General features: G+C 61.0%; 13 protein-coding genes. 8 read left to right on the top strand and 5 right to left on the bottom strand.

Going from position 1 to position 12,881, the window contains the following annotated elements; genetic code table 11:
- Position 1: 1 nt before the first annotated feature.
- Together ACYASU_RS03370 and ACYASU_RS03365 are read right to left on the bottom strand one after the other, a co-directional pair.
- Positions 2-460 (bottom strand): tripartite tricarboxylate transporter TctB family protein, encoded by a 459-nt coding sequence (locus tag ACYASU_RS03370; RefSeq protein ID WP_423572252.1) that lies wholly within the window; start codon positions 458-460, stop codon positions 2-4.
- A gap of 74 nt (positions 461-534) precedes the next feature.
- The gene (locus ACYASU_RS03365) at positions 535-1,515 is read right to left on the bottom strand and encodes a Bug family tripartite tricarboxylate transporter substrate binding protein (RefSeq protein ID WP_346627459.1); all 981 of its coding nucleotides are present in this window, start codon (positions 1,513-1,515) and stop codon (positions 535-537) included.
- A 496-nt stretch (positions 1,516-2,011) separates the two neighbouring features.
- Between ACYASU_RS03365 and ACYASU_RS03360 the strand changes: the two genes are divergently transcribed.
- Together ACYASU_RS03360 and ACYASU_RS03355 are read left to right on the top strand one after the other, a co-directional pair.
- Positions 2,012-2,683 (top strand): response regulator, encoded by a 672-nt coding sequence (locus tag ACYASU_RS03360; protein WP_192171643.1) that lies wholly within the window; start codon positions 2,012-2,014, stop codon positions 2,681-2,683.
- Positions 2,676-4,100: a sensor histidine kinase gene (locus ACYASU_RS03355; protein ID WP_463581945.1), complete on the top strand. Its 1,425-nt coding sequence runs from the start codon at positions 2,676-2,678 to the stop codon at positions 4,098-4,100. Before ACYASU_RS03360 ends, ACYASU_RS03355 begins: the two co-directional genes overlap by 8 nt.
- 18 nt (positions 4,101-4,118) lie before the next feature.
- On the opposite strand, the gene ACYASU_RS03350 is transcribed toward ACYASU_RS03355, so the two are convergent.
- Both ACYASU_RS03350 and ygfZ read right to left on the bottom strand, forming a co-directional pair.
- A complete protein-coding gene (locus ACYASU_RS03350) occupies positions 4,119-4,940 on the bottom strand; it encodes an HDOD domain-containing protein (protein ID WP_192171641.1) in 822 nt (273 codons plus the stop codon).
- A gap of 97 nt (positions 4,941-5,037) precedes the next feature.
- A complete protein-coding gene (ygfZ, locus tag ACYASU_RS03345) occupies positions 5,038-5,979 on the bottom strand; it encodes a CAF17-like 4Fe-4S cluster assembly/insertion protein YgfZ (protein WP_463581944.1) in 942 nt (313 codons plus the stop codon).
- Between the two features lie 142 nt (positions 5,980-6,121).
- Here ygfZ and ACYASU_RS03340 point away from each other — a divergent pair, with 142 nt between their 5' ends.
- A complete protein-coding gene (locus tag ACYASU_RS03340; RefSeq protein WP_346627461.1) occupies positions 6,122-6,376 on the top strand; it encodes an FAD assembly factor SdhE in 255 nt (84 codons plus the stop codon).
- Positions 6,360-6,827 carry a protein YgfX gene (locus ACYASU_RS03335; protein ID WP_463581943.1) on the top strand — a complete coding sequence of 156 codons (468 nt, stop codon included), beginning with the start codon at positions 6,360-6,362 and terminating at the stop codon, positions 6,825-6,827. The genes ACYASU_RS03340 and ACYASU_RS03335 overlap by 17 nt, the downstream gene beginning before the upstream one ends.
- On the opposite strand, the gene nadB is transcribed toward ACYASU_RS03335, so the two are convergent.
- The gene (gene nadB / locus ACYASU_RS03330; RefSeq protein ID WP_463581942.1) at positions 6,796-8,412 is read right to left on the bottom strand and encodes an L-aspartate oxidase; all 1,617 of its coding nucleotides are present in this window, start codon (positions 8,410-8,412) and stop codon (positions 6,796-6,798) included. The two genes, ACYASU_RS03335 and nadB, sit on opposite strands and share 32 nt — an antisense overlap.
- 495 nt (positions 8,413-8,907) lie before the next feature.
- On the opposite strand from nadB, the gene rpoE reads away from it, so the two are divergent.
- The 4 genes from rpoE to ACYASU_RS03310 all read left to right on the top strand — a co-directional run bounded on the left by rpoE (position 8,908) and on the right by ACYASU_RS03310 (position 12,810).
- Positions 8,908-9,489, top strand: coding sequence for an RNA polymerase sigma factor RpoE (gene rpoE, locus ACYASU_RS03325; protein ID WP_037014368.1), 582 nt, complete (start codon positions 8,908-8,910; stop codon positions 9,487-9,489).
- Between the two features lie 33 nt (positions 9,490-9,522).
- The gene (locus ACYASU_RS03320; protein ID WP_463581941.1) at positions 9,523-10,110 is read left to right on the top strand and encodes a sigma-E factor negative regulatory protein; all 588 of its coding nucleotides are present in this window, start codon (positions 9,523-9,525) and stop codon (positions 10,108-10,110) included.
- An 8-nt stretch (positions 10,111-10,118) separates the two neighbouring features.
- A complete protein-coding gene (locus ACYASU_RS03315) occupies positions 10,119-11,081 on the top strand; it encodes a MucB/RseB C-terminal domain-containing protein (RefSeq protein WP_463581940.1) in 963 nt (320 codons plus the stop codon).
- Between the two features lie 292 nt (positions 11,082-11,373).
- Entirely contained in the window at positions 11,374-12,810 is a 1,437-nt protein-coding gene (locus ACYASU_RS03310) for a DegQ family serine endoprotease (protein ID WP_197983661.1), read from the top strand.
- The last annotated feature ends 71 nt before the right edge of the window (positions 12,811-12,881 follow it).

Raw genomic sequence — 12,881 nt, 5'->3', positions numbered from 1 at the left:
ATCAGTTCTCCATCACGTCGAGCAGACCGAGGGGCAGGGGCACATCCATCACTTTGTCGAACAGCACGTACAGCGCGATGCTCATGAAGGTGATGATCACGACACTCGGCAGCCAGCGGCCGCCGTACAGACGCGCCATGGGAATCCCGATCAGAATGCTGCTCAGCACAAAACCCAACGGCTCGAACAGCCCGGCGAACACCAGCAGCAGCACAGTGCAGATGCCGATCTTGATGAGTGTGGGACGGTCCAGCGCCGGCTCTTCCTCGGAATGCACGATCGGCGTCGGACGAATCGCTATGTACAGCAGCGAAATGCCCATCAGCGCCAGCATCAGCAGCGGAAAGGCGCGGGGGCCGACGGGTTCGTAGGAAAAGGGCGCCTGATAAGGCCAGGCCATCATTGCCAGGCCGATACAGACCAGCAGCAGCACGACGGCGAAAATGCGTTGTATCACCATGGAAAACTCCCGGATCACGCCACCGCACAGGCGGCGCAATCCTCAGCCAATCAAGTACGCTTCGATGGGGTCAGTCACTGAATCAGGCCGAATTCCTTGGCCAGCGTCTTGTACTCGGCGACGCGGGTTTTCACGTACTTGTCGAGCTCTTCGCCGGTCATGGCGAACGGGAACAGCTCACGCTGATCGCGCAGCTTGGCGAAGTCTTCCGAGGCCAGCAGCTTGTCGAACGCCGCTTTCCACCAGTTGTACTCCTCGTCCGACACCTTTGGCCCCAGATAGAAACCGCGCACCACCGGCCAGACGATGTCGTAGCCCTGTTCTTTGGCGGTCGGGATGTTCTTCATTTCCGGCTCGTCCAGACGTTCTTCGGAGAACACCGCCAGCAGGCGCATGTCGCCGCTGAGAATGTGCGGCATGGAGTCGGAAATGTCGGTGGAGCCCACTTGAATGTGCCCGCCGAGCAGGGCAGTGGCGATTTCACCGCCGCCTTCGAGGGCGACATAACGCAGTTCCCGTGGGTTGATGCCGGCGGCCTTGGCAATCAGCGCGGTCTGCATCCAATCCTGGCTGCCCACGGTACCGCCGGAGCCGATGACCACTTTGCCCGGGTCGGCCTTCAGTGCTTTAACGAGATCGTCGAGGTTCTTGTAGGGCGAATCGGCCTTGACCGCGATCGCGCCGTAGCTGGTGCCGACGGCGGCCAGCCAGCGCACGGCGTTCTCGTCAAAACGGCCGAACTTGCCCTGGGCTAGGTTCAACAGCGAGCCGCTGGACCAGGCCACCAGCGTGCCGGCGTCGGCCGGACGCTGAGCGACCACCGCGTTGTAGGCCACGGCGCCGACGCCGCCCGGCATGTAGGTGACGCGCATCGGTTTGGAGAGGATCTTCTCGTTGATCAGCGCGCTTTGCGCCAGTTTGCAGGTCAGGTCAAAGCCGCCACCGGGCGAGGCCGGCGCGATGCATTCAGGACGATTGGGCTCGGCGGCCCACAATTGGGTGGCCATCAGCATGCAGCTGGCGGCGACGCTGATATGGCGCAACGATAGGTTCATGGTCCGTCTCCAGAGGAGTTGTTGTTTTAATGGGGGCAGGCGGTCGTACGTTCGTCAGGCAGTCGTGTCACACCTTCGCAAAACTGCGGGCAGCCAACGTGCAGACGTGACGAAACACCGCGCAACAGGGCTGCGAGGTGAACAGAAAACATAATGGGATTCAGACGGCGCGAGGGCCGATGATTGCAGTGAGGGCATCACTGATAACTCCGATATTGTTCTTATTGTTGAAAACGCATCGAGGCGTTTTTCGTCACGACCCTGGCATCAGCAGCGTCACGCGGGACGCAATCGTGACAAGTCGTAACGGGATCCTAATCAGCGAAGCTTTCATCAACCTTTCAACTACCTTTCACGAAGCGCTCAGGCTGCGTTCGGCTGGACCGTTGCAGAGACGTTGCTCGTCAGCGCCGGAGTCATTCCTGCGCGCCGGGCCTTCACAGACGACGGCGCGCCTGTAAACTCCGCCCATAAAATGCTCACTGGGGAGAAATCGATGCGTGTCCTGCTCGTCGAAGATCATCTGCAACTGGCGGAAAGCGTCGCGCTGGCACTCAAGAGCAGCGGCCTGACCGTTGACGTTCTGCACGACGGCGTTGCAGCTGATCTGGCCCTGAGCAGCGAAGAATATGCCGTGGTGGTGCTTGATGTCGGCCTGCCGCGCATGGACGGTTTTGAGGTGCTGGCGCGTCTGCGGGCGCGGGGCAAGAACACCCCGGTGCTGATGCTGACCGCCCGCAGCGACGTGAAGGACAGGGTCCACGGCCTGAACCTCGGCGCCGACGACTACCTGGCCAAACCCTTCGAACTGTCCGAGCTGGAGGCGCGGGTCAAGGCGTTGTTGCGCCGCAGCGTACTCGGCGGCGAACGCCAGCAACGCTGTGGCGAACTGGTCTACGACCTCGATACCCGCCGCTTCACCCTCGGCGAAGAACTCCTGACGCTGACATCCCGCGAGCAGTCCGTGCTTGAATCGCTGATCGCTCGCCCCGGTCGGGTCATGAGCAAGGAGCAACTGGCAGCGCAGGTGTTTGGCCTGGACGAAGAGGCCAGCGCCGACGCCATCGAAATCTACGTGCACCGTCTGCGCAAGAAGCTCGACGGGCACCCGATTGCGATCGTCACGTTCCGGGGGCTGGGTTACCTGCTGGAAAGCCGGGATGCTTAATCCGTTTCCTTCAGCGGAAAACAGCCTGCGCTGGCGCTTGCTGTGGAACCTGGGTTTGCTGCTGGTGGTGCTGATGATCGCCAGCGGCATGAGCGCCTACTGGAACGGACGCGAAGCAGCAGACACCGCTTACGATCGCACCCTGCTGGCCTCGGCGCGGACCATCGCCGCCGGGCTGTCGGAGCGCGACGGCACCCTCAGCGCCGACGTACCCTACGTGGCCCTGGATACCTTCGCCTACGACAGCGCGGGCCGCATTTACTACCAGGTAAACGACATCAATCAGAAGCTCATTTCGGGCTACGAAAACATCCCCGCGCCGCCGCCGGGCACGCCGCGCACCGACGCTTATCCGGCCCTCGCCAAGTTCTACAGCGGCCGTTATCAAGGCCAGGACGTACGGGTGGTCAGCCTGCTCAAGGCCGTGAGCGAGCCGAACATGAACGGCATGGCTGAGATTCGCGTGGCGGAAACCGAAGAAGCCCGGGTGGACATGGCTCAGGCCTTGATGGCCGACACCTTGCTGCGTCTGGGCATGCTCGGCAGCGGCGCGTTGTTGCTGGTCTGGTTCACGGTCAGTGCCGCGTTGCGGCCCCTGGATCGCCTGCGCACGGCGGTGGAAGAACGCCAGCCTGACGATTTGCGTTCGCTGCCGCTGGTCGAAGTGCAGCACGAGCTGCGCCCGCTCGTCAGCTCCCTCAACCACTTCACCGAGCGGCTGCGCATGCAGTTCGAGCGCCAGGCGCAGTTCATCGCCGACGCGGCCCATGAATTGCGCACGCCGCTGGCGGCATTAAAAGCGCGACTGGAGCTGGGGCTGCGTGATCAGGAGCCCGCCGCGTGGCGCAACACCCTGGAAAGCGCCGCCTCCGGCACCGACAAACTGACCCATCTGGCCAATCAGTTGCTGTCGCTGGCACGCATTGAAAACGGCGCGCGGGCCATCGCGGAGGGCGGCGCGCAATTGCTCGACCTCAGCCAACTGGCGCGGGAACTGGGCATGGCTATGGCGCCGCTTGCCCACGCCAGGGGTGTGGCGTTGGCGCTGGAAGCCGACGAGCCGGTGTGGATGCGCGGCGAACCCACGTTGCTCAACGAGCTGCTGAGCAATCTGGTGGACAACGCCCTGGCCCACACCCCTGCGCGCGGCAACGTGATCTTGCGCGTCCATGCGCCGTGCACGCTGGAAGTCGAGGACGACGGCCCCGGCATTCCGGCTCACGAGCGCGACCGGGTGTTCGAGCGCTTCTATCGACGCAATCAGCAGAGCAAGGGTTCGGGCCTGGGGTTGGCCATTGTGGGTGAAATCTGCAGGGCACATCTGGCGCGCATCACCTTGCATGACGGCGCACAGCGGGGCCTGAAAGTGAGGGTGAGCTTTATGGTGCCGGAGTCGGGATTGGTGGGACTCGGCTGAGCGGGCCCATAAAAGCGATCAATACAGCAGCGTCATCGCCTGATTCATCTCGTTGATCAGCGCGCCGTCAGCCATGTTCAGGCCCAACCGCGACACGGCCGGCACTGACTGAAACTGCAGATTGGAGTACGGCGTGCCGTTCATCTCATGAATGTGAATCGTCGCCACCTGCACCAGATCCACGTAGTCGGCCTGATCGGAAACACGGCTGAAATTCTGAAACTGCCGGGGCACGATCGCCAGGCCTTCCGGGAAATCCCACGAGCGCAGCAGCCGCTCGCCAATGACTGGATGGATGCGTTCGATAACGTGATTGAGGCTGATCGGGTCGGCGAGCAACTCGTAGTTGTCTTCGGCGTAGGTCAGGATTGGCAGCACGCCAATGAGGTGAACGAGCCCGGCCAGGGTGGCTTGGTCAGCCTTTAAACGCGCACTGCGGTAACTGAGGACATTACACACCCCGGCCACCTGCATGCTGAGTTTCCAGATGTCGCGCATCTTGTTTTCAATGACATCGGACTTGGCGTGAAACATCTGCTCCACCACCAGCCCGATGGCCAGGTTACAGCTGTAGTTCACGCCCAGACGTCGAACCGCCGTCAGCACGTCGCTGACTTCAAAGTTCGGCCGCAGCAGTGGGCTGTTGACGACTTTAATCAGCCGGGCCGACAGCGCGGTGTCGCTGCCGATGACCTTGCTCAGCGCTGCAATGGAGATTTCCGAGTCTTCCGCCGCCAGGCGAATCCTCAGTGCAACTTCAGGGAGAGTTGGCAGAAACAGAGCATCCTTGTCGATCGCCTTGATCAGATCCCTCTGCACTTCGTCAGCCATGCTACTCATATTGGATCTCTGGACATTGCATTCCGGCCAGCGGCCGCCCACTCGAGGGGACGGCGCTGGTGACTACGCTGACGTCTCGCACATGCTTCAACCGGGTTCAACGCTGTGTTTCGAGCTTCGCGTCGAGGGTGTAGGGCAATTCGTTCAAGTGCAGGGCCTCGCCCTCTGCCCCACCAAGGTGGATCCGACCATCTTCCGCCGCATCCGCCTGCAAGACCGCCAGCACCTCGATCCCGACATCAGACCGGGCCGCGATCACAACGTTGCCTACCGCGCTTGAATGTACTGGCGAAAACAACGCAGCGCCGGGCTCGGGCAGCTCGTTGCCGGCCATAGTCAGGCGATACAGCCGGCGTTTCAGCTTGCCGAGGTACTGCATCCGCGCCACGATTTCCTGGCCGGTGTAACAACCTTTCTTGAAACTCACACCCCCCACGGCTTGCAGGTTGATCATCTGCGGAATGAATTCTTCACGGGTCTGCCCGAACACCTGGCCAATGCCGGCGCGGATCTGCCCCAGCAGCCAGTCGTTGAGCGGTGCTTCCGGGACGTGGGCGATCAGCCGGCTGCGCACATCATCGGCCTGCTCGGCACGTACCCACAATTCGGCGCGGGCCGGGGAGACGCGAATGGCAATGAGGTCATTGGCGCGGACGACCGAGTCTGTCTCCTGCGCCAGGTCGAGGCCGAGGCTGACGAGTGCGCCGTCGCCGTCCTGCAGGCCGAATCGCACCCAGGAGGCGCTTTCGTCGGTCAGTTTGGATTTGGAGAAGACGGCGTATTTTTTCAGGTCCAGCAATTGCGCTTCGATCAGCTCGCTGGCCATTGCCAGCAACACGCCGTCGCCTTCAAGCAGGATGCGAAAGCTGGACTGCATGCGGCCCTTTTGCGTGCAGCGCGCACCGAGGGTGGCCTTGGCTTCGCTGAGGTAATCGAGGTTGCAAGTCAGTTGGCCTTGCAGGAATTTGCCGGCATCCACGCCGCGAACGGCGAGCACACCTTCATGGGACAGGGGGCAGAAAAATGCTGGAGCGGCCATGAGTCATCGCAGGGTAGAAGTCTGGGGCACCATCATAGTGCCGCGTGTCGTTAATGGGTATACGCAAAAAGCTGCGACCAACTGCAAGTACGCCCCGGGACGATGCGCCTGTATACTCGCCGGCAAATTCGAGGAGCCCTCCATGGTCGAAGATGTTGAACTCAATCGCCTCTTTTGGCACAGCCGTCGCGGCATGCTCGAGCTGGACGTATTGCTGGTGCCATTCGTCAAAGAAGTCTACCCGACGCTCGATCAGGTCGATCGCGACCTCTACGTGCGCCTGCTGACCTGTGAAGATCAGGACATGTTTGGCTGGTTCATGCAGCGCGCGGAGTCGGAAGACCCGGAGCTGCAGCGCATGGTTCGGATGATTCTGGACCGTGTCCAGCCGAAGTGATCGTTTCGAATGCCGTTGGCAACCCTCCCGGGCGCTGCTGACGGCGTACCTCGTCACGCAAATCCTTGCGCTGGCGTCAATAGTCCTCCTTTCAATTCCCCTGTGGGCGAAAGCCATCGGCGTCCTGCTGTGCGCCTTGCACGCATCCCGCAGTCTTCGCCCATTCATTCTGCTCGATCAGCCGCAGTCGCTCACCGGGCTGCGGCGTGACAGCAGCGGTTGGGCGTTGTGGAGCGAGGCGGGCGGCTGGCAACCCGTGCAGCTACGCCCGGACAGCCTGGCGCTTCCTAAGGTGGTCGTGTTGCGCTTCAAGGTTGCGAAGGGCTCTTGGCTGAGCCGCTTGTGGGTTCGGAGTCTGTGCATCCCGGCAGACGCCATGGGGCCGGACAGCCACCGGCGCCTGCGTCTACGCCTGAAGTTCAGCCGGCGTAGGTGGGCGGCACCAGAATAGTGTCCAGCGCCTCGGGCAGCATGTCCGGGTAATCCAGCGTGTAGTGCAGCCCGCGGCTTTCCTTGCGCGCCATCGCCGACGCAATCATCAGTTCTGCCACCTGGGCCAGGTTGCGCAGCTCGATCAGATCGCGGCTGACCTTATAGTTGCTGTAGAACTCGTCGATCTCGTCCAGCAACAGCCGCACCCGATGCTGGGCGCGCTGCAGACGCTTGTTGGTGCGAACGATCCCCACGTAATCCCACATGAACCGTCGCAGCTCATCCCAGTTGTGGGCAATGATCACGTCTTCGTCGGAATCGGTCACCTGACTCGAGTCCCATGCCGGCAGATTTTGCGGCTGCGGGATTTGCTCGAGCTGAGTCACGATGTCCGCCGCAGCGGAGCGGGCGTAAACGAAGCATTCCAGCAGCGAGTTGCTGGCCATTCGATTGGCGCCGTGCAGGCCGGTGAAGCTGGTCTCGCCGATGGCGTAAAGGCCGGGCACATCGGTGCGGCCTTGCTGGTCAACCAGAACGCCGCCACAGGTGTAGTGCGCCGCCGGGACCACAGGAATCGGCTGACGCGTGATGTCGATGCCAAATGTCAGGCAACGCTCGTACACCGTCGGGAAGTGGCTCTTGATGAAGTCTTCGGACTTATGGCTGATGTCCAGAAACACGCAGTCGGCGCCCAGGCGTTTCATCTCGTGGTCAATGGCGCGGGCAACGATGTCCCGGGGCGCCAGTTCGGCGCGCGGGTCAAAACGCTGCATGAAGCGCTCGCCATTGGGCAGCTTCAGGTAAGCGCCTTCGCCGCGCAGGGCCTCGGTAATCAAAAAGCTTTTGGCTTGCGGGTGGTACAGGCAGGTAGGGTGGAACTGGTTGAACTCCAAGTTGCCCACGCGGCATCCCGAACGCCAGGCCATCGCGATGCCGTCGCCGCAAGCGCCATCGGGATTGCTGGTGTACAGGTAGACTTTCGCCGCGCCGCCGGACGCCAGAATGGTGAAGCGTGCGCTGTGGGTGTCGACCTCGCCCGTCGAGCGATCCAGTACATAGGCGCCCAGGCAACGCTGTCCTTCCAGGCCCAGCCGCGACTCGGTGATGAGGTCAACCGCCACGCGCTGTTCCAGCAGTTCGATATTCGGGCGTGCCTTGGCCTCGGTCAGCAACGTACGGAAGATCGCCGCGCCGGTTGCGTCCGCAGCGTGAATGATTCGACGGTGGCTGTGCCCGCCCTCGCGGGTGAGGTGAAACTCGAACCCGCCGTCCACAACGCTTGATGGGTCATCCCGGGTAAAGGGCACGCCAAGGTCGATCAGCCACTGAATGGCCTCGCGGCTGTGTTCGACGGTGAACCGGACTGCGTCCTCGTTGCACAGCCCGCCGCCTGCGTTCAGCGTGTCTTCGACGTGGGACTGAACGGTGTCGGCGTCATCCAGTACCGCCGCAACGCCGCCCTGGGCCCAGAAAGTCGAACCGTTCGCCAGATCGCCTTTGCTGAGGACCGCCACGTGCAGATGCCCGGGCAATGTCAGCGCAAGGCTCAAACCGGCTGCGCCGGAGCCTATTACCAATACGTCGTGCTGGAAATGCTGACTCATCTCTGCTTCCGGTATCTAAATGGCCACTAGTATAAGCAAGGGTGGAACGGCACAATGGCCGCGCTTTATGGCAACGGTGAATCACAGTGGGAGCGGAGTGTGCGCCACCCTGCGACGTCCTGCACCCCGTTTGATGGACGCGATCTTTCCTACAGCTTCATACGGATTGAGTCCTACAGCTGACGGGACGTGTGTCTTACACCCAATAATGGACGGTGGGAACTTTTCACGAACCCGCACGTTCAATAGTGGGTTGCCCATAAAGGAACAGCGTCGACGTTACGCAATGGCGGTTTTCAGCCAGTACGAACGCTTCTGACGACAAGATTATTTACGCAGCCGACCTGGTTCGAGCGGCGTTTTCCGTGCGGGCAGCAGACGCTCGCCGGAAACTTGCTTGAAGGGGGGAGAACTTTTGCTTAAAGCCCGAGTCTATGTTTGCAAGCCTGCGAAAGAGCCGATGCGATGCTCCTTTAAGCTTTATGAGGAGTGTTCATGCTAACCCAGGAAGAAGATCAGCAGCTGGTTGAACGCGTACAGCGCGGCGACAAGCGAGCCTTTGATCTGCTAGTGGTGAAATATCAGCACAAGATTCTTGGGTTGATCGTGAGATTCGTTCACGACACCCACGAAGCCCAGGACGTTGCGCAAGAGGCGTTCATCAAAGCCTATCGCGCACTTGGTAACTTCCGCGGTGACAGCGCGTTTTATACGTGGCTGTACCGTATCGCCATTAACACGGCGAAGAACTATCTGGTGTCGCGAGGTCGGCGGCCGCCGGATAGCGATGTCAGATCGGAAGACGCGGAGTTCTATGACGGCGATCACGGCCTCAAGGACATCGAGTCGCCAGAGCGGGCATTGCTGCGGGATGAGATCGAGGGCACCGTCCACCGAACCATCCAGCTACTGCCAGAAGATTTGCGTACAGCTTTAACGTTGCGTGAGTTCGACGGTCTGAGTTACGAAGACATTGCCAGCGTCATGCAATGTCCCGTTGGTACCGTGCGCTCTCGCATTTTCCGCGCTCGGGAAGCCATCGACAAAGCCTTGCAACCTCTGTTGCAGGAAACCTGAGACAGCGGCGATAGCCACAAGAGAGGAACCGCCATGAGTCGTGAAGCCCTGCAGGAATCGCTGTCCGCGGTGATGGATAACGAAGCGGACGAATTGGAACTGCGTCGCGTGCTTAGCGCTATTGAAGATGCGGACACACGAGCCACCTGGTCGCGTTATCAGATTGCCCGTGCAGCGATGCATAAAGAATTAGTGATGCCTCATCTGGATATTTCGGCCGCTGTTGCTGCCGGGATCGCTGGTGAAGTCAGCCCGCTGAAGGCCGGCCGCGGTACTTGGCGCACGCTGGGCCGTCTGGCCGTAGCCGCCTCGGTGACGGTTGCTGTGCTGGCCGGTGTACGTCTGTATAACCAGGACGAAATTGCAGGGGCGCAATTGGCTCAGCAATCCCAGCCGAGCAACGTCGCAATGCCGCAGGCCAAAGGGCCGGCAGTGTTGGCGGGCTATACCGAGGGCGAACAGTCCCCGGGCCCGATGGCAAGCGGTGTGTTGCAGAACCAGGCCGGCTGGCATGACCAGCGTCTGCCAGGTTATCTGCGTCAACATGCTCAGCAAGCTGCGATGAAAGGCGCTGAAGGCGCTCTGCCGTACTCTCGCGCTGCAAGCCTGGAAAACCGTTAAGGAGGATCATGCGCGCCATCCCTCTACTGCCGCTTCTGCTGGGTGGATGGCTGGTCCTTCCCGCTCATGCCGACGACGCGCAAGACCAGCTGAAACGTCTTGCGCAGGCTGAGCAGCAGCAAAGCTACACCGGCACATTCGTTTACGAGCGAAATGGCAGTTTCTCTACTCACCGAATCTGGCAGCGGGTCGCCGACGGCAAGGTTCGTGAGCATCTTCTGCAACTGGATGGCTCTCCTCAGGAAGTGCTGCGCGTCAATGGGGTAACCCAATGCGTCAGCGGTACCCTCGAAGAAGGGGTGTCCAGCGTTCCTGACTCTCCGGCCCGAGCGTTCGATGCTGCCAGGTTGTCATCCTGGTACGACATCAAATCGGCAGGCACTTCGCGTGTTGCTGGACGTCTCGCCAATGTCGTGACGCTGACTCCCCGGGATCAGCACCGTTACGGCATTGAACTGCACCTCGACAGTGAAACCGGCTTGCCCCTGAAGTCGTTGTTGCTCAGCGACAAGGGCCAGTTGCTCGAGCGTTTTCAGTTCACTGACCTCAATACCTCGCAGTCGCTGACCGATCAGATGCTCGCCGCCGGTGCTGACTGCAAGCCGGTCGAAGTGGTTAAAGCAAATACTGATGCGCCCAAGCAAAAGGTCGCGTGGCGGTCCGACTGGCTGCCGCCGGGTTTTGACTTGAGCAGCGCTGCGGCACGCAAGGACCCGGATTCCAAGAGTCTGGTAACGAGTCTGATGTATGACGATGGCCTGGCTCGATTCTCGGTATTCGTCGAGCCGGTCAGCGGTGCGGCCGTGACCGATATTCGTACTCAGCTGGGCCCGACCGTTGCTGTTTCCCGTCGCGTAACCACGCAGAAGGGTGATGCCATGGTGACTGTGGTGGGCGAGATCCCGATCGGGACGGCCGAGCGCATCGCGCTGTCCATGCGGGACGATGCTGCGGCTACGAGCAAAAACTGATTCTGCGCACCGGTGATGGCTACGATGAAAAAGGTTTCATTTGGTCGTTTCACGTTCCCAAGCCTTTAAATATGGGCTTCACTGGTACTGCTGAAATGTTTGGTGCGCTTTGTCGGTTGCAATCGGATGTGTTTTTTTCTATAGGTCACAGCTTCACAGCTGTGGCCTTTGTTGTTTCAGGGTCCAGGAAACTGGAGCAGATACAGGTGTCGCGGGAAGTCGCGACGCACAGATGCTTCGCGAGCCTGCGGGCTCGTACCGCTTAACCATGCTCGTTGTAAACGGGAGCCATATGTCGATACCACGCTTGAAACCTTACCTGGCCTGGATGGCCGCTGTGCTGATGCTCGGACAGGTCGTCACCGCTCAGGCCGAAGCCTTGCCGGACTTCACCTCTCTGGTGGAGCAGGCTTCCCCCGCAGTCGTCAACATCAGTACGCGGCAGAAGCTGCCGGACCGCGCGGTTGCCCAGGGTCAGATGCCTGATCTGGAAGGCCTGCCACCGATGCTGCGCGAATTCCTGGAGCGCAGCACGCCGCCAGGCTCCCGTGCGCCAGGAGGCGGCAAGGGTGATCGCCAGCGTGAGGCGCAGTCACTCGGCTCGGGCTTTATCATTTCCGCGGACGGTTTCATCCTGACCAACAACCACGTGATTGACGGTGCCGACGAAATCCTCGTGCGTCTTTCAGATCGCAGTGAGATGAAAGCCAAACTGATCGGCACCGATCCACGGACCGACGTGGCGGTTCTGAAAATCGATGGCAAGGACCTCCCAACCGTCAAGCTGGGTAACTCCGACAAGCTGAAAGTGGGTGAGTGGGTGCTGGCGATCGGTTCGCCGTTCGGCTTCGATCACTCGGTCACCAAAGGCATCGTCAGCGCCAAGGGCCGCAGCCTGCCGAATGACACTTATGTGCCGTTCATCCAGACCGACGTTGCGATCAACCCGGGTAACTCGGGCGGTCCGCTGTTCAACATGGCGGGTGAAGTGGTGGGGATCAACTCGCAGATCTTCACCCGTTCCGGTGGCTTCATGGGCCTGTCGTTCGCAATTCCGATCGACGTGGCGATGGACGTTGCCAACCAGCTCAAGGCCAGCGGCAAGGTCAACCGTGGCTGGCTGGGCGTTGTGATCCAGGAAGTGAACAAAGACCTGGCCGAATCCTTCGGTCTGGACAAGCCGGCCGGTGCGCTGGTGGCTCAAGTGCTTGAAGATGGCCCCGCCGCCAAAGGCGGTCTACAGGTTGGCGACGTGATCCTGAGCGCCAATGGCACCCCGATCGTGATGTCCGCAGACCTGCCTCACCTGATCGGCAATCTGAAGGACGGCAGCAAGGCCGAGCTTGAAGTGATTCGGGATGGCAAGCGTCAGAAGCTCACTGTGACCGTGGGTGCCTTGCCGGCCGAAGGCGAAGAGATGGGCGCAGCCGACACTGGTGTCGAACGCAGCAGCAACCGTCTGGGCGTTTCGGTCGTCGATCTGACCGCCGAGCAGATGAAGTCGCTGGACCTCAAAGGCGGCGTCGTCATCAAGGAAGTCCAGGACGGTCCGGCTTCGCTGATCGGCTTGCAGGCGGGTGACGTCATCACTCACCTGAACAACCAGGCGATCACTTCGTCGAAGCAGTTCACCGAAGTGGCCAAGGACCTGCCGAAGAATCGCTCTGTCTCCATGCGCGTACTGCGTCAGGGCCGTGCGACGTTCATCACGTTCAAGCTGGCGGAATAACCCGTCGGGCACGGCAAAAAGGAGCGGCCAGACCGCTCCTTTTTTTGTGTTCCCGCGGTGCATGGCGCGCA

The organism is Pseudomonas sp. HP_12, from assembly GCF_055283955.1.
This window is presented reverse-complemented; position numbering and strand designations above follow the sequence as displayed.

Excerpts from the sequence above, each read along its gene's own strand:
- ACYASU_RS03370 (WP_423572252.1), bottom strand. The coding sequence starts at position 460 with ATGGTGATACAACGCATTTTCGCCGTCGTGCTGCTGCTGGTCTGTATC.
- ACYASU_RS03365 (WP_346627459.1), bottom strand. The coding sequence starts at position 1,515 with ATGAACCTATCGTTGCGCCATATCAGCGTCGCCGCCAGCTGCATGCTG.
- ACYASU_RS03360 (WP_192171643.1), top strand. The coding sequence starts at position 2,012 with ATGCGTGTCCTGCTCGTCGAAGATCATCTGCAACTGGCGGAAAGCGTC.
- ACYASU_RS03355 (WP_463581945.1), top strand. The coding sequence starts at position 2,676 with ATGCTTAATCCGTTTCCTTCAGCGGAAAACAGCCTGCGCTGGCGCTTG.
- ACYASU_RS03350 (WP_192171641.1), bottom strand. The coding sequence starts at position 4,940 with ATGAGTAGCATGGCTGACGAAGTGCAGAGGGATCTGATCAAGGCGATC.
- ygfZ (WP_463581944.1), bottom strand. The coding sequence starts at position 5,979 with ATGGCCGCTCCAGCATTTTTCTGCCCCCTGTCCCATGAAGGTGTGCTC.
- ACYASU_RS03340 (WP_346627461.1), top strand. The coding sequence starts at position 6,122 with ATGGTCGAAGATGTTGAACTCAATCGCCTCTTTTGGCACAGCCGTCGC.
- nadB (WP_463581942.1), bottom strand. The coding sequence starts at position 8,412 with ATGAGTCAGCATTTCCAGCACGACGTATTGGTAATAGGCTCCGGCGCA.
- rpoE (WP_037014368.1), top strand. The coding sequence starts at position 8,908 with ATGCTAACCCAGGAAGAAGATCAGCAGCTGGTTGAACGCGTACAGCGC.
- ACYASU_RS03320 (WP_463581941.1), top strand. The coding sequence starts at position 9,523 with ATGAGTCGTGAAGCCCTGCAGGAATCGCTGTCCGCGGTGATGGATAAC.
- ACYASU_RS03315 (WP_463581940.1), top strand. The coding sequence starts at position 10,119 with ATGCGCGCCATCCCTCTACTGCCGCTTCTGCTGGGTGGATGGCTGGTC.
- ACYASU_RS03310 (WP_197983661.1), top strand. The coding sequence starts at position 11,374 with ATGTCGATACCACGCTTGAAACCTTACCTGGCCTGGATGGCCGCTGTG.